The sequence below is a fragment of the Colwellia sp. MB3u-55 genome (assembly GCF_014076785.1).
In the GTDB taxonomy this organism is placed as follows: Bacteria; Pseudomonadota; Gammaproteobacteria; order Enterobacterales; family Alteromonadaceae; genus Colwellia_A.
The window spans coordinates 290,366-307,688 of sequence record NZ_JACGUS010000122.1; the positions used below are offsets into that span (position 1 = coordinate 290,366).

Here is a 17,323-nt window from a genome sequence, read left to right on the forward strand (position 1 = left end):
ATTATAAAAATAATTTAAAAAACTTTAAGGGATAAACCATGAAAAACGTTGATAAATTCTCAAAAATTACGGCAGTGATTTTGTTAGCAAGTGCCAGTGCTTCAGCAACAGCAAATAGCGAGACTAAAGCTAAGGCCAGTATAGATTTAAACTTGCGATATGAAACAGTTGATCAAGACAATACCAAAAAAGATGCCTCAGCGTTAACGCTAAGAACTCGTCTAAATTACACCAGTGCTAGCTACAATAATTTAACCGCAGTTGTTGAATTTGAAGACTCACGCCAATTGGCGGGTATTAACAAGTATAACGATGCCGTGGGTAATAATACTGAATATTCTGTTATTGCCGATCCAGAAACGACTGAATTAGACCAAGCTTATGTGCAATACAAAAAAGATGGGATCACCGCTAAAGTCGGTCGCCAAGTACTGACCTTAGATAATCATCGTTATGTTGGGCATGTAGGATGGCGTCAAGATAGACAGACATTTGATGCCGCGACCATAACTTATGACGCATTAGACAATGTAAAAATGAGCTATAGCTACATTAATAAACGTAATCGTATTTTTTCCAATGAAAAAGATTTTAATGCAAAAGACCATTTACTTAACCTCGCCTACAAAACCAGTTATGGCAAACTAACTGTTTACAGCTATCTCTTAGAAGTTGATGAAGGAACCGCTAATAGCTTAGATACTTTCGGGGTGAGTTTTAACGGTAAAAAAGACAAGTTTTCATATTCAGCCGAATTTGCTACTCAAGATTCAGAAAGCGGCGCAACTGACTACTCTGCAAGCTATATGGCCATAGAAGGTGGCTATAGCTTTGATGCGCTAACCCTTAAATTAGGTGCAGAAGTTCTGGGCAGTGATGATTCAATGGTTGGGTTTTCAACACCACTGGCGACACTGCATAAATTTAATGGTTGGGCAGATCAGTTTTTAGGCACACCAAAAGAAGGCTTGGTTGATCTTTATGCCTCTGTGTCAGGTAAAGCATTCGGCGGCGGTTGGACAGTGACAATTCATGATTATTCTGCTGATGAATCAACCGATACGGTTGATGATTTAGGCAGCGAAATTAATGCCGTTTACGCGAAAAAATTCGCTAATAATTATAAGGCAGGCTTAAAGTATGCGGCTTATTCAGCAGGCGATTCTACTGCTGGTAAAGTTGATACCGATAAAATCTGGCTTTGGGTAAGTGCAAATTTTTAGCTATCCAAAAACACTTATAATGATAACGCTCTACAGGTTTGTTAAGCGTTATCACAAATTGTAACCCCATGTCACTATTGCAGCAGGTAAATAAAATTAGCTCAAGTAACCAACAAATCATAGAGAAACAAAAAGTTGTCGTGGTCGGTAACGGCATGGTCGGTCACCACTTTGTTGAGCAATTGGCTCAATTGAACACAGCTGTTCAAGCCATTGAGATAACCGTTTTGTCAGCAGAGCCTCGCCTTGCTTATGACCGTGTTCACCTTTCAACATACTTTAGCGGTAAAACAGCGGCAGATCTGGCCATGGCTGACGAAAAAACTTACCAAGATTGGACGGTAAATTTTCAAACTAATGCCAAAGTTGTTGATATCGACCGCAGCAATAAGCATGTTGTCACGCAAAACGGCCAAGTTATCGCTTATGACAAACTCATCTTAGCCACTGGCTCTTATCCTTTTGTACCGCCTATTCCAGGAAAAGACCGCGAGCATTGTTTGGTTTATCGCACCATAGACGACTTAGATAAGATTCAGGCCAGCGCAAAGGTCAGTAAAGTAGGGGTAGTTATCGGCGGTGGTTTACTCGGCCTTGAAGCTGCAAATGCGCTAAGTCACTTAAGCTTAAAAACCCATGTCGTAGAATTTGCGCCACAATTAATGGGGGTGCAAATTGATGCGGGTGGCGGTCGCTTATTAAAAGAAAAAATTGAAGCTTTGGGTGTTGAGGTCCATACATCAAAAGCCACCAGCGTAATTGAAGACGGCGAAAACTGTCGTTACAAGCTTTGTTTTAGTGATAATACCGAGCTAGAAGCTGACCTTATTTTATTCTCCGCAGGTATTCGCCCTTATGACAACCTAGCCAAGTCATTCGCACTTGAAATGGGAGAACGAGGCGGTATTGTGATTAATAACCACTGCCAAACTTCAGATAAAAATATCTATGCTATTGGAGAATGTGCCCTCTGGAACAACTTTATTTTTGGTTTAGTGGCGCCGGGTTATCAGATGGCTAAAGTGGCGGCAAAACATATTATGGGTGAACAAGCCTTGTTTACCGGTGCCGATATGAGTACTAAATTAAAACTCATGGGGGTTGAAGTAGGATCAATAGGTGATGCACATGCAAAAACAACCGGGGCAATAACTTATACCTATCAAAATCAACCGGCGGGCGTTTACAAGAAAATTGTTATCTCTAATGATAAAAGCAAAATGCTTGGTGCGGTATTAATTGGTGATACCCGTGAATACGATACGTTATTGCAATATATGCTTAATGCCATAGATTTACCGGCATCACCCGAAGCGCTGATATTGCCTTGGTCAGGTGAAAAGCCAACATTAGACGTTGGTGCACTACCTGATAGCGCCATTATTTGTTCATGTCATCAGGTTACAAAAAGCCATATTATTAGCTCAATCGATCAAGGAGCTTGTACCCTAGATGATATTAAAATTTGTACTAAAGCCAGTAGCGGATGTGGCGGTTGTAGCGCTTTATTGAAAAATCTGGCTGAGGCAGAATTTGCAAGCCGTGCTGTGAAAGTTAAACAAGATATTTGTCTAAATGTCATCGAATAAAATTCGAACATAAATAAATAAACAAAACATCCCATATAAAGCGGGCTGTATATCATTCTCTGTTTTAAAGGTAAATTTTATGAGTTGTTCTCAATCCTCACATATTGTTCAATCAACTTGTGCATACTGTGGTGTAGGTTGTGGTATTGATATTACCGTTAACAATGGCAAGGCCAGTGCATTAGTCGGCACTATAGAGCACCCAGCCAACTTTGGACAACTGTGCGTTAAAGGTACCAATTTATTAGCCACCACAGATTTAACCAACCGCTTGCTTGAGCCACAAATAAATAATAAAACGGTTGATTGGTCAACGGCGACAAATCATGTTGCGGATAAATTAACACAAATTATTAAAGAGCATGGCCCTGATGCCGTGGCTTTTTATGTCTCAGGACAGCTACTGACTGAAGATTATTATCTGGCGAATAAATTAATGAAAGGCTATATAGGTTCAGCTAATATTGATACCAATTCACGCCTTTGCATGTCTTCAGCGGTTGCCGCTTATAAGCGCAGTTTCGGTGAAGACGTTGTACCATGTAGCTATGACGATTTAGACAGCACAGAGCTGTTATTAATTACCGGCTCAAATGCCGCTTGGACTCACCCGGTATTATTTCAACGTATTGAACGTGCTAAAAAACGTAATCCAGCGATGAAAATTGTGGTTATTGACCCGCGTAAAACCGCAACCTGTCAAATAGCTGATTATTTTTTACCAATAAAGCCTGGCACTGACGCAGCCTTTTTTAACGGTCTATTAAATTATTTAAGCACTAACAATGGCTTAAATAATGACTATATCGAGCAACATACCCAAGGTTTCGAACAAGCTTTATTAGCAGCAAAAAAATGGTCACTCGCTGAAGTATCAGACTATTGCGATCTTGACCAACAAACCCTTGCCAGTGTCTATCAACTATTTGCCAACACTGAAAAAGTACTCAGCTTTTATTCCATGGGCATCAACCAGTCAAACTCAGGCACGGATAAGTGTCAAAGCATTATTAATTGTCATTTAGCCACCGGAAAAATAGCCAAAGACGGTTGTGGACCTTTTTCTATCACAGGTCAACCCAACGCTATGGGCGGTAGGGAAGTGGGAGGTTTATCTAATCAATTAGCCGCTCATATGGATATTGAAAACCCTGAACACCGCTCAACAGTGCAACGTTTTTGGCAATCCCCCACTATCGCTGTTAAAGCAGGTTATAAGGCGGTTGATCTGTTTGACGCTATCGATGAAGGTAAAATAAAAGCGGTCTGGATAATGGCAACTAACCCGATGGTAAGCTTGCCCGACGTTAAAAAAATAGCCCAAGCATTAAATAAATGTGAATATGTTGTGGTCTCAGACTGTGCTGAAAACAATGATACGTTAGACTTTGCTGATGTAAAACTACCGGCAACGCCATGGCTAGAAAAAAACGGTACCGTTACCAACTCAGAGCGCCGAATTTCGCGCCAAACTAATGCTATAGCTCCGAGCGGACAAGCAAAGCACGACTGGCAAATTATTGCGGACGTTGCCACGGCCATGGGTTTTTCAGGCTTTAACTATTCACACGTTAGTGAGGTATTTAGAGAATTCGCTCAATTGTCAGGTTTTGAAAACAATGGCAAACGTGTCTTTGATATTTCTGCATTTTCAGCCATTACTCCACGACAGTATAACCGTTTAAAGCCTCTGCAGTGGCCCGTTAATGATACCTATCCTGAAGGTAAAAAACGTATTTATGAAGAGGGGAAGTTTTCTACCCCTTCAGGTAAAGCTGTCTTTTTTCCTATTACGCCACGCCAGCCAACTCAAAAATTATCCGCTAAATTTCCCTTTAGGTTAAACAGTGGTCGATTAAGAGATCAATGGCATACGATGTCTCGAACCGGTAAATCTCCTCAGCTCACCGCTCATACCGATAAATGTTACCTTTATATTAATCCTGATGACGCGGCGCGATTAAGCATAATAGATGATGAAATAGTCAATATTTCATCAGAAACAGGGCAAGCAAAAGTGCATGCAAAGTTAGATAAAAACCAACGTTCTAATGAATGTTTTATGCCTATTCATTGGAATAAGCAATTTGCGTCTAGCGCAAATGTTAACAACTTGTATGCGAGCATTACCGACCCATTTTCTGGTCAACCTGAAATAAAGCATGGGGCGATAGCATTAAGCAAAACAGACTTTACCCAGTTTGGTCAACTTCATCTTAGCGAAGAATTTATCGTGCAATGCAAAATGAGTAATGACTTTTGGAATAAAGCACGCACCCATTATGGCCTCAGTTATCAATTTGCTAATATTGAATTTGAAAATGACCTTTTAAATTGGTGTCAAACAAGCAGCCATATATCTGGTGAGTGGCACCAATTTAGCCAAGCAGGCACCTCTTACATTATTTGCTTACAAGCCAATAAATTAGTTTTCTTGTGTTATGTGTCAACAACACAGCCCCGTATTGAAAGCGCATGGCTTAATTATGCTTTTGGTCAGTCATCTTTAAGCGAAGCCAATATTAAATCTTTACTCGCAGGGACTTCAAGTGAAGCGTTCGCCAAAGGTAAACAAATTTGCAGCTGCTTTAATATTGGTGAAAAAGACATTGTAGGCGCCATTAAAGGCGGCTGTAGTTCTGTTGAACAATTAGGAGAGGGGTTAAAATGTGGCACAAACTGTGGTTCATGTAAATCAGAATTAGCTGCATTACTTAGTGAACATCACATCGATAAAGCCACATTAATTAACAGCTCCTGGGAAGAATAATGGATAGTGCTTGCCAGTAAATGTAAAGCTTGCGAGCACTAGTAGATTATAATATGACATTTTAGCTATTATTAGATAAAATGTCGGCAGACTTAAATAAACTGGCGATGGTCAGTTGTGCCTAAATATGAAATATAATGCCAATTCAAACACCTGCTAAACGCCCAAATACCTTTTTAGAACTCCTTTATAATATTGCTATTCCATCGATTATTTTAATGAAACTTTCGACAGATGAGTATTTAGGCACTGTACCAGCCTTAATTGTCGCTTTATTGTTTCCACTCGGTTATGGCTTGTATGATTTCATTAAAAACAAGTCGATGAATTTTATTTCCTTATTAGGATTTTTCAGTACTTTGTTAACGGGTGGCATAGGCTTATTTGAACTGGACGTTGAATGGCTCGCTATTAAAGAAGCTGCCATCCCATCTGTTATCGGCATAGTTGTCTTGATATCTGGTTTTTGGGGAAAACCCTTAATTGCTAAAATATTGTTAAATCCACTGTTATTTAATTTAGATTTAATCTATCAAACGCTAGCAAGCAAAAACAAAACGGATCAGTTTAAAGCAAGAATTCAGTGGGCAAATCATCTTTTAGCTTCAACCTTTGTTTTTTCTGCCACGATGAATTACCTATTAGCTAAATGGATTGTTATTAGCCCCGCTGGCACAGTAGAGTTTAATGAGCAACTTGGCGAAATGACATTGTTAAGTTACCCCGTGATTGCGATACCTTCAATGGTGATGCTAATTGCAATTATGTTCTATGTGGTAAAAAGTACGATGAAATTAACAGATTTAACGTTAGAAAAAATATTAAACGGTGAGAAATAACCCCCTAATTACCGATTAATTATAGACGGATGTAAATGGCTAACGCTCGACCTACCCCGTCTATTTTTAATAAAGTCAATTTTTGTGTTGCTCAGTTAATAACCCTATACTATTTTTCTTTAGTCATTAACCATTCAGACAATAACCTCACCCCAAAGCCTGTACCGCCGGTGGGTACTTCATCTTTTGCTTTACTGCTAAGGGCATTACCAGCAATATCAAGATGAGCCCATCGTACATCACCAACAAAGTACTGGAGAAAACTGGCTGCTGTGGTTGCACCTGGTCCACCTGAACCAGTATTCTTTAAATCAGCAATGTCCGTTACAAGCATATCTTTATACCCTAGCGGTAATCGCCATAAATTTTCATTCACTTGTTTACCTGCAAAGGTTAATTCGGTAACTAACGCTTCGTCATCTGAGAATAAACCAGCATAACGATCACCTAATGCTCGAACTTTTGAGCCCGTTAAAGTAGCTAAATCTATCATGATTTCTGGCTTATAGTATTGACGCGCATACCAAAGTGCATCAGATAAAACCAAGCGCCCTTCTGCATCTGTATTAACCACCTCAACCGTTAGCCCTTCTGCTGTTTTAACGACATCACCAGGTGCTATAGAAAATTGAGAGACCATATTAGCCGCCATCCCCATGACAGCAACAACATTCACTTTAGCTTTATTTAAAGCAAGTCCCTTAATAGTCCCTAAGGCTGCCGCTGCACCAGCCATATCCGACTTCATTCGGGCAATAGATGCGCCTGTTTTAATACTATAGCCACCAGAGTCAAAGGTAATACCTTTTCCCACTAAAGCGATCGGTGTCTCATTGTTGCCTTGATAATGAGCAACAACTAAACGTGCCCCTTCTTTACTACCACGACCAACAGCCTCAAGTGCTCCCATACCTAATTTTTTAATCTGTTTAGGTGTTAACACTTTTATTTCAACACCGAGTTTTTTTAACTCTTTTGCCGCATTAGCGAAATCAACAGGTGTCATCTCTGTGGGTACTTCACTGGTTAAATCACGCGCTAAAAATACACCTTGCTCGATATTAGCTAATGGAGCATACGCGGCTTGAGCTTGCTCACCATTTTCAACATCAAACATAAACGTTTTTTCACTACGCTTTTCATTGTGATATTGCTCAAAACGATGAGCGCGTAAACTTACACCATGTGCCAATAAAGATGCTGCAGTATTGCTAGACACTAAATCATCAGTTGATACTTTAATAACCTTAGTTAATTTAGTGTCTAATTTAGCCAATAAATTACCACCCAAAGCGGTCAACTTATCTTTACTCAGTTGTGCTTGTGGCCCTGTTCCAACAATTAAAATACGGTCATAATGTAAACCATAAGGTGCAACGACTTGTAAAAAACTACCGTATTCACTGCTAAAATCTTCTGCTTTCACTGCTTTACTTAAGTGACCTTTACTTTCTTTATCGAATGCAGAGAAGTCACTATTTTTTCCCTCTTTTGTATGAAAGATAACTAAGGTATCTGCAACTGTTGTAACAGAATCTGCAAAAGTTATTGTTTCTGCCAGTACCGTTGTACTAGCAAGCATAGCGCCTAAAACAACTGAACTGGTGGTACGTTTTAACAACATAAAAACCTCTATTTGATGGGTAATAAGAATAATATCAATATATACGACAATAGAAGTCGTATTAGTTCAATGACTATTTCAAAGGAAATATCTTTATAATATATGATCTTATAGTGATCAATTAATTATTATTAAAGATTAATATCATTGATTTTTTATCTGGTATTTAATAAAAAACATTATCAATGTATGTCTTTTTAAAAATGGTGTTAATTACCTATATTTAGGGTGGTATAAACGTTTATACTTTCTTGCTATTAATATAGCACTTGGATTTAACATGATTGATTTTCGCTCTGACACCGTAACAAGACCCTCCTTTAAAATGCGTAATGCAATGTCACAGGCAGAGGTCGGTGATGATGTTTATGGTGACGACCCAACCGTAAACGAATTAGAGCAATGGTCTGCCAAACGTCATGGCTTTGATGCTGCACTCTTTTGTAGCTCAGGGACACAAGCAAATCTACTCGCCTTAATGGCACACTGCCAGCGAGGTGACGAGTATTTGTGTGGCCAACAAGCCCACAACTACAAATTTGAAGGTGGTGGTGCTGCAGTACTAGGGTCAATTCAACCACAACCGATAGAAAATGAGAAAGATGGCACCCTTTGCTTAACTAAGCTTGCCCAAGCAATTAAACCTGATGATTCGCATTTTGCTCACACAAAACTGGTTAGCATTGAAAATACCATTAACGGTAAAGTACTGCCGTTACACTATTTAGCAGAACTGCGCGAGTTTGTTAATAAGCATCAATTAAGCTTACATTTAGATGGTGCACGCGTATACAACGCTGCGACCGCATTAGACGTAGATATTACTGAGATAGCCCAATATTTTGATAGCATGTCAATTTGTTTATCTAAAGGCTTAGGCGCACCAATTGGCTCATTATTGCTAGGTTCAACGCAAATCATAAAGCAGGCAAGAAGATGGCGAAAAGTGCTTGGTGGTGGAATGCGTCAAGCGGGTATTCTCTGCGCAGCCGCTAAAATAGCATTAACCGAAAATGTTGAAAAACTTAAAATTGACCACGAAAATGCTTATTACTTGGCAGAGCAACTTAATAGCATTAGCGGATTTACCGTTAATGTAGAGCAAGTCACCACTAACATGGTCTTTGTAAAGGTTAACAGATCTATCGATATTAATGCCATGGCTAATGCGCTAAAAACAAAGAACATTATAATATCACCCAGTGAAAACATGCGCTTGGTAACCCACTTAGATATTAGTAAAACAGATATCGATAGCTTTATTGCAGCCGTAAAAAATCAATTAACAAGCGTAGGTTAAATTTTTTAACTAAAAAATAAATATAATGCTATTCGCATTCGATTATTTTTTAGTTATTTCTACTCGATATATTAAATAATTGATATACGAAAAATCAAATTGATAAGTTTCTCAGAAGCCTGATTAAGAAAAATGATGATTCATATTAGTTGCAGTAATATCATACTTTTTACCATAGGAACTGAGAAAGTCTGAATTACCCGATTCTTTGCCACCACCAACCTTTTCAAAAACACCATAACTGTCTAATGCGCCATCGGTATCGGTATTAAAACCAAAACACCATCAGCTGTAAGGTGTCATTTAAACCAATAATACTATTATCACTGGTATTCATCCAGAGGTATTACTCTAAAATCGATTAAGCCCGCAAAACTACGCAATGAACAAGCAAGTGCTTACACTACAAAAACATATTGACCCTTTTTAATGAATGGGATGGTTTCATAATACAACACATTGATTTCTGTTTTTTTGATTAAATAAATCTTATTACTAATAGATGTTTCGAAAAAAACTAAGATAGATTTAAACAATAAATAAATTTCATCTCATTTAAAACATCAAACTAAAACAGCAAACTAAAACAGCAAACTAAAACATTAAATTGTCAAAAGTAATTATTCTATGATTTTTATACCACTTATTTCTCTGTAAATTTACATTACATTATAAAATTCATTTGCAAACGGCAAAGAAAATAAGTCTATTTAAGGCAACATCTTAAATTTATTTTGTGCATAATAACGCTTCTGCACTTTTAACATCGAGCCATTATATGAAAAACAATATAGTTGACTTACAAGGTAAGCTAAACGCATTACTGCTTTCTTATCGTGATAGCTTTGTCGAGGGCGCAGTAGCCGATTATATTCCTGCTCTTGCTAGCGTAAAAGCCGACTCTGCCGGCATCGCAGTCGCTACCATTAACGGAAAAACAATTGGCGCCGGTGATTATCAGCACGCTTTTTCTATTCAAAGTATTTCAAAAGTATTTGGTTTAGTGATGGCCATGAATCGCCTAGGTGATTCTTTGTGGCAACGTGTGAGAATGGAGCCTTCAGGTCAACCTTTCAATTCTATTATTCAGTTGGAGTGGGAAAAAGGTATTCCTAGAAATCCGGTAATAAATGCGGGTGCTTTATTAGTGGCTGACGTATTAACCAGTCATTACTCAGCAAGTAAGTTGGCTTTTTTAGGCTTTGTTAGGAAGCTAGCAAACAATGAAGACATTCGTGTTGACCTTGAAGTTTATCAATCTGAATTCACCCATGGTAATCGTAATGCCGCCCTAGCCTACTTAATGAAAAGCTTTGGTAATATTGAAGCCGAAATTCCTGATGTACTCAGCCATTATTTTACTCAGTGTTCAATTAGCATGAGTTGCGAGCAGCTCGCGCAAAGTTTACTATTTTTAGCCAACAAAGGTGTCGACCCATTAACAAAACAGGTTATTTGTAGTCCAAAAGATGCACATCGCGTTAATGCAATATTATCAACCAGTGGTATGTATGATCAATCTGGTGAGTTCGCTTTTTCTGTCGGTTTACCCGCTAAAAGTGGTGTGGGTGGTGGTTTAATTGCTATCGTGCCAAATTATGGCGTGATCTGTACATGGAGCCCACCGTTAAACAGTTTTGGTAATTCTGTTGTTGGTATGAAGTTAGTAGAAGGTATTGCAGAAGAATTAGGCTTATCTATTTACCATTAATCGCTGGCATCAGCTATTTGTGTCTTAAATACCTAGGTTAACTAAAAGCAGCACGTTTCTAGTTAAAAACGGCTGCTCAAAGTCACTTATTGTGCAAGTATATAATTATTGTTGAAAACGATAAACTGCACCTAAAGATAAGATTTGTGAAAGTTCATCTAATGCCGTGCGCGACTCAATAATTAATTGTGGGTCTCGTAAATCATCTATGACTAATTTGTCGCGATAATGACAATTAACCCAAGTCACTAATCGGTTATATAATGCTGGTGTTAGCAAGCAGTCAGGATTAACCCCAAGTAACTCTTGCTCGGTGAGCGCAACTCTTAGTCGTAAACATGCCGGACCACCACCATTTTTCATACTTTCATTGACATCAAAAAACTCAACATGATTTATTGGGTTATCACCGGCAATTAATGTTTGTAGGTAATGATTAACCTGACTATTTTCCCGACAATGCATCGGGGCAATAATAGCCATAGAATTATCAGCTAATGTGACAATTTGAGTATTAAATAAATAGGTATTAACCGCCGCTTCAATCGACACTTGCTCGGTTGAAACTTCAAGAAAGTGCAGCTTTTCGCCGTTATACTTTCGAGTAACTTCGGCTTTGAATTCTGCCGTATTTAAATATGCTTGCTCATGGTAAAGAAAAACATTCTGGTTACCGACGGCAATCACGTCATTATGAAAAACACCTTGATCGATAATATCGGGGTTTTGTTGAACAAAAACAGCTTTATCTTCAGAAAGGCCATGTAATCTTGCGATCGCCTGACTAGCCTCCAACGTTTGACGAGCAGGAAACTTAACGGGTGCTGGTTTATTTCGATTAAAAGCATAACGACCATAAGTAAAGATCTCTATACCGCCATCTCCATAGCCTTCACATAATCGCGTATGGTTAGCAGCCCCTTCATCACCAAAGTGTTCATTATCGTTAAGGTGCTGATGATGCTGAAAATACTTATCATCGTTGAACATAGCTTTAAGGATTTTGCTGGTCGTTTCAGGTTCGAGTGAGCGATGAAACTTATTCGCTAAATTAGCTGAGGTAAAATGGACCTTTTTATCAACCGTATCCGCTGATGGAGAAACGGTTGCCGCATTGGCTGTCCACATCGTTGATGCAGAACAACAGGCGGCGAGTAGTGTTGGCGAAGCTTCATAAGCTGCTGACAATATTTGTGCATCGCTGCCGTGAAAGCCCAACCTTTTAAGTGTATATAGGTCAGGACGTTCTTGAGGGGCAAATACACCTTGTTTTAACCCCATATCGTGCAACGCTTTCATTTTTTTCAGACCTTGCAAGGCTGCTTCTTTAGGGTTTGAGCTGTTATTGGTATTTGATAATGAGGCAACATTCCCTTCAGAAAGACCCGCATAATTATGGGTTGGGCCCACTAAACCATCAAAATTCACTTCAAAACTTTTCATTATTACCTCAACTTTTTAATTTTTTTAACAATATAATAAAATACGCACCAATCAAAATATTGATCATCAATATATAAAACTTTTATATTAACGTTTAATTTATCAATAGTAATAGCGCCATAACTGAACATAACCTGCAACGATATATAATGTAAATAAAGCGTATAAGATATAAATATCATAAGGGCTATAAGCCCGAAAACACTTATTAATTGTATAAAAATTGATAGATGAAAAAAGTTAACCTATCAGATGAATTTATCTCGTTTGCTGTGACTGACGAATCAATTTACGATGCATTTGTATTTTGAATCTTCCCCGATTCTTTAATAGTACTGCTTATATTGTTAAATTGTTTCATTTTAAGGACATCATTTGATGTCCTTTTTTTTAGCTTTTTTTTAGCTAGGCAATTAAATAAGCTAACTTTTATAAAATGGATCTTACTTACTGTGCCTAGCGAATAAATTTCTAACGAATGAGTATTATTGATCTCAATTATACTGAATACTGACACTTGCTAATAATTTTACAACGCCCTTGATTACACTATGTTGATTGGTAAAAAATACCTTTTTAATAGCATGATTTATTCCCATTTAATTTTATAGGTGAAAAATATTGATCCATCGAATGAATTTATCTCGTTTGCTGTGCCTAATAAATCAATTTACGATGCAGTTGTTTGTTGAGTCGCTCTAATAATAATTTATAGATTCTTTAAAACACCTGTTTGTATTGCTAAACTGCTACATTTAAGGACATCATTGATGTCCTTTTTTTCTGCTTATAATTCTATAAACAGATTGTTCTTATAGTGCAAATGAACCAACATGGTGCAAACCAAAAAAAACGGCCGCTTTACAAAAAAAGTATTAACAATAATATCAACTAGTTACACTTTGGTATAACTATTGCTATTACTATCTGTCTTCATCAATTTATTTTACTCACATGCCTATTCAAACACCCATCCGTGGTTTACGGTCATTCTGCGTGGCTTCAAAATGTTTAAGCTTCAAACATGCTGCCGCACAATTGTTTTTAACACCTTCAGCGGTTAGCCATCAAATAAAACAGCTAGAGGAACAATTAGGTTTTGACCTCTTTAAAAGAGGAACACGTTCAATAGAGCTAACCAGTTCAGGGAAACAGTTTTATCAATCTATTCAACCGATAATTCATCAGCTTGAATCAACAATTTCGGAGTTCACTCATAATCAACAAAATAAAACTATTGTCATTAGTTTGCCTGAGTTTTTTGCCAGTGAGTTATTTATTCCCCAGTTAAGTACATGGTCTGAAAAAAATCCAGAAATAAACTTACAATTAGAAACGATAAAATCAGGCAGCGAACCCTCACAAATTGCTGACTTATCAATAGTATTGGCGAATGGCAAGCCAAATGCGAGTATTGTTCATGAATTATTCCCTGTGCGTTATACACCAGCTTGTAATAAAAAACTTTATAAAAAACTTAAAAGCATGGGGACTTCGGCATTAAGAAATACCCCACTGATTTTACATCGCTCTCGTCCTTGGTCATGGCATCAATGGGCCGACAACGTCAATATTAATGATTTTGATCCAAAACAAATTATACAGTTTGACAGTATGTTTGGCGTTGCACGAGCGGCTCAACAAGGAATGGGCATAGCATTAGTGCCTCTTCCAATCAGTAAAACATGGTTTACTGAACAGTTATTAGTAAAACTCTTCGATGAAGAACTCAATACCAATGACAAATACTATTTGATCCAACATGAAAATATGGAAAATAAAACTGAGCTAACTTTATTTGCTGACTGGGTTAAAGAAACATTCGCCAATAACAACGGATAACGATGCCAATGATGGATGAAATTTATTCACTCAATACGTCGATTTTAATCGTTTGTCTCGCGAGATGAAAATTTCTATAGTAGACCTGCATCAACTGGATGCGCTTTTAAATAGAGAGAAAAAAAATGAAAACTACATTAGCTTTATTAACCCCATTATTGATAACTTTACTAGTAAGTAACCCTGTATCAGCTTTTGAAAGTGACATCGCATTAAAAGTTGCGGTAGTTAAAGATACCAGAGGTACTCAAGATATTGTTAAAGGTAACTTTAATAAAAGCATTAAGAAACTCACTAAACGCCATCAAGATGAAAGTTCATATAACAGTCATATGAGTTTATGTGTTGCCTATTTGCAAGCAGATAATGCAGTACAGTCAGAGTCAGCATGTACTGCCGCAATCGACAGTATTGAAGCCATGAAGTTAAATAACACCAATGCACTTTACCTTAAGTCATTAAGTTACAGTAATCGTGGTATTTCAAGGTACAAAAACAATGATCTTAACGGTGCTTTAGCTGATTTAAACCAAGCGATATTAATTGATGAAAACACGATTACGTTAGGTAACTTAAAAATCATCAAGCAAAAAGCATATCGATTGGCATCACTTTCAAAAACGTCACCACTGATTGCAGATTAATCAATAACTTAATATTAGCTTATAGGAGATATAACATGATTAAACGAATGCTAAACAGTATTTTATCTTTTACGACTTTACTCATTAACATCAAGCACTTATCTGTTAGTCAGTGGGATGTTGAAGAAACAGAAAATAGCCAAAATTTTAACGAAATTCGACAACCAAGGTAGATGAATGGCTTATTTAATAAACAGTAGCAACGAAACCAGAAGATGCTAAATATTTAAGGGTATCAATGGCGTTGCTACTTTTCCACTCAGCTTACTCATAATATAAATACCAGTAGGTTAACCCTATTCAACTTACTACTCCCCCTAAGTAATATTTATCATCAAAGTAGAGTTTAATGAATTATATAAGTGTAATAGATAGATATCATGAATATCATAATGCTATTCATGAACTTATGGCGTCAATCGTCGCAGGAGCCTTTGATGAAAACTTTTTTAAAGATGAAACCCTGCTAAAAACTTCAATGAACTGGCTAACTAAACATTACCCTTTTATTGAGTTGATGTTCACTTTAGATAGCGATGGCGTTCAAAGTAGTAAAAATATTTCTAAGAAAAATAATATAAATAAAGGTATTGCCGAAGGCCTTGGGATAGACCGCTCTTATCGCCCCTATTATACAAAGGCAGATAAAAATAATACCATCATTGTTACTGAGCCTTATTTATCAACCTCTAGCCATAATCTATGTATTTCTACATCAATGAAATATGCTAATAAAAGTGGCGATGTTATTGGTGTATTGGTGATTGATATTAACTTAGCTCAAGCCATTGAATTTTTAATGGGTGATGTAAAAAGAAAAAAATTCCATCCTTTTTTCGTCAGTGTCTATTCATGTATTGTCGTTGGACTATTCTTTATTGTTGGTATTCTTTTATATTCTGCCGGTAGCGAAATAGTTAATTTATTACTCTCACCAACCCCTGAAGATCTACAAATAAAACCTTTTGGTATTATTATTTTTCTCACCTTAGCACTGGCCATTTTTGATTTAGGCAAAACAACGATAGAAGAAGAAGTATTAATGCAAAAAGATATATTACGCCATAGTTCAACAAGACGAACAATCACTCGATTTATTGCCACTATCTTAATTGCTGTTTCAATAGAAGCTTTATTGCTAATGTTTAAGTCAGTACTTGGCTCTCCTGAATATTTAGTTAATGCTGTTGCTATGATGGCTACTTCAGTTGGCCTACTTGTTGGGTTAGGCCTATATGTTTACCTTGGCGCAAAAGCAGAAACACTACTCAAAAAATAACGCTTTTCAGTGAAGATAATAAACAAAAAGATTACCTTAGTGTCTATTTCACTTAAATGGATGAAAATATTCACTGTTACTACTGTCAGAAGTTATTTAAGGTTTTACTAAAGTCATATCTATTTATCTTTAGCAATATTTTGCGTCATTAGTTAACCAAGAGTTCAAGCCCCTTAGTTATGATTTAATGACGTTAAAAATAAAAATATCGATGATTAATTCACTACAGGCTAGTCAAAATTGACTTCAGCGGGTAGAATCTAGCCCATCAATCTATTAAGAACGACGAGATGCATTCAGATGGGCAGAGCATACCAAAATCGCAAATTATCAATGGCGAAAACAGCAGGCGCAAAAACTAAAGTTTATTCAAAATACGGTAAAGCAATTTATGTAAGTGCCAAAGAAGGCGGTGTTGACCCAGATGGTAACCTAACACTACGTGGCTTAATCGATAGAGCTAAAAAAGATCAAGTACCTACTCACGTGATTGAAAATGCGATAAAGAAAGCATCGGGTGCTGGAGGCGAAGATTTTGTTGCCGCAAGGTATGAAGGTTTTGGTCCAGGTAACTGTATGGTTATTATTGATTGTTTAACGGATAACGGTAATAGAACGATTAAAGATGTTCGCCAATGTTTTACCAAGACCTATTCTAAAATTGGTTCATCGGGCACCGTTTCTCACATGTTTAATCATCAAGCTGTCTTTGCTTTTCAAGGTGAAGATGATGAAACTGTTTTAGAAACCTTAATGATGGCTGACATTGATATAACAGATGTTGAACTTGAAGACGGTATCATTACTGTTTATGCACCACATACTGAGTTTTTCAAAATAAAAACTGAATTTGCTAATTCAATGCCAGAGTTTGATTTAGAAGTTGAAGAAATCACTTGGGTACCGCAAACCTACACTGAAATTACCGGTGAAGATGACACAGCAAATTTCGAGAAATTCATCGCTATGTTAGATGATTGTGATGATGTACAAAACGTTTATCATAATGCCGATATTGCAGAGTCGTAATCTGTAAGAGTATTAAGTTCAGGATGTCTT

General features: G+C 37.2%; 12 protein-coding genes and 1 pseudogene. 11 read left to right on the forward strand and 2 right to left on the reverse strand.

All coding sequences use genetic code 11. The features are described from left to right. Window positions 1–38 precede the first annotated feature (38 nt). The 4 genes and pseudogenes from H4J66_RS17490 (at window position 39) to H4J66_RS17505 (ending at window position 6,421) form a co-directional block, all read left to right on the forward strand. Entirely contained in the window at window positions 39–1,223 is a 1,185-nt protein-coding gene (locus tag H4J66_RS17490) for an alginate export family protein (protein WP_182176215.1), read from the forward strand. A gap of 68 nt (window positions 1,224–1,291) precedes the next feature. Continuing rightward, a pseudogene (gene nirB, locus H4J66_RS17495) lies at window positions 1,292–2,794 on the forward strand (nitrite reductase large subunit NirB); the annotation flags it as partial. Window positions 2,795–2,891: 97 nt separating this feature from the next. Beyond that, a complete protein-coding gene (locus H4J66_RS17500) occupies window positions 2,892–5,582 on the forward strand; it encodes a nitrate reductase (protein WP_182176217.1) in 2,691 nt (896 codons plus the stop codon). 137 nt (window positions 5,583–5,719) lie between these two features. Then, entirely contained in the window at window positions 5,720–6,421 is a 702-nt protein-coding gene (locus tag H4J66_RS17505) for a VC0807 family protein (protein WP_182176218.1), read from the forward strand. Between the two features lie 109 nt (window positions 6,422–6,530). Here the strand turns inward: H4J66_RS17505 and H4J66_RS17510 are convergent, their stop codons facing one another. Then, window positions 6,531–8,045 (reverse strand): leucyl aminopeptidase, encoded by a 1,515-nt coding sequence (locus H4J66_RS17510; protein WP_182176219.1) that lies wholly within the window; start codon window positions 8,043–8,045, stop codon window positions 6,531–6,533. A 262-nt stretch (window positions 8,046–8,307) separates the two neighbouring features. Between H4J66_RS17510 and ltaE the strand changes: the two genes are divergently transcribed. Together ltaE and glsB are read left to right on the forward strand one after the other, a co-directional pair. Beyond that, on the forward strand, window positions 8,308–9,345 hold the full coding sequence (ltaE, locus tag H4J66_RS17515; RefSeq protein ID WP_310650679.1) for a low-specificity L-threonine aldolase: 1,038 nt from the start codon (window positions 8,308–8,310) through the stop codon (window positions 9,343–9,345). A gap of 778 nt (window positions 9,346–10,123) precedes the next feature. Beyond that, a complete protein-coding gene (glsB, locus tag H4J66_RS17520) occupies window positions 10,124–11,056 on the forward strand; it encodes a glutaminase B (RefSeq protein WP_182176221.1) in 933 nt (310 codons plus the stop codon). A gap of 105 nt (window positions 11,057–11,161) precedes the next feature. Here the strand turns inward: glsB and astB are convergent, their stop codons facing one another. Beyond that, on the reverse strand, window positions 11,162–12,499 hold the full coding sequence (gene astB, locus H4J66_RS17525; RefSeq protein ID WP_182176222.1) for an N-succinylarginine dihydrolase: 1,338 nt from the start codon (window positions 12,497–12,499) through the stop codon (window positions 11,162–11,164). Window positions 12,500–13,459: 960 nt separating this feature from the next. Between astB and H4J66_RS17530 the strand changes: the two genes are divergently transcribed. The 5 genes from H4J66_RS17530 to H4J66_RS17550 all read left to right on the forward strand — a co-directional run bounded on the left by H4J66_RS17530 (window position 13,460) and on the right by H4J66_RS17550 (window position 17,293). Then, window positions 13,460–14,341 carry a LysR family transcriptional regulator gene (locus tag H4J66_RS17530; RefSeq protein WP_310650680.1) on the forward strand — a complete coding sequence of 294 codons (882 nt, stop codon included), beginning with the start codon at window positions 13,460–13,462 and terminating at the stop codon, window positions 14,339–14,341. 125 nt (window positions 14,342–14,466) lie between these two features. Next, entirely contained in the window at window positions 14,467–14,985 is a 519-nt protein-coding gene (locus tag H4J66_RS17535) for a hypothetical protein (protein ID WP_182176224.1), read from the forward strand. A 35-nt stretch (window positions 14,986–15,020) separates the two neighbouring features. After that, on the forward strand, window positions 15,021–15,158 hold the full coding sequence (locus H4J66_RS17540; RefSeq protein WP_182176225.1) for a hypothetical protein: 138 nt from the start codon (window positions 15,021–15,023) through the stop codon (window positions 15,156–15,158). A gap of 176 nt (window positions 15,159–15,334) precedes the next feature. Then, window positions 15,335–16,264 carry a PDC sensor domain-containing protein gene (locus H4J66_RS17545; protein WP_182176226.1) on the forward strand — a complete coding sequence of 310 codons (930 nt, stop codon included), beginning with the start codon at window positions 15,335–15,337 and terminating at the stop codon, window positions 16,262–16,264. 300 nt (window positions 16,265–16,564) lie between these two features. After that, complete coding sequence (locus H4J66_RS17550; protein ID WP_182176227.1) at window positions 16,565–17,293, forward strand: YebC/PmpR family DNA-binding transcriptional regulator; 729 nt, start codon at window positions 16,565–16,567, stop codon at window positions 17,291–17,293. The last annotated feature ends 30 nt before the right edge of the window (window positions 17,294–17,323 follow it).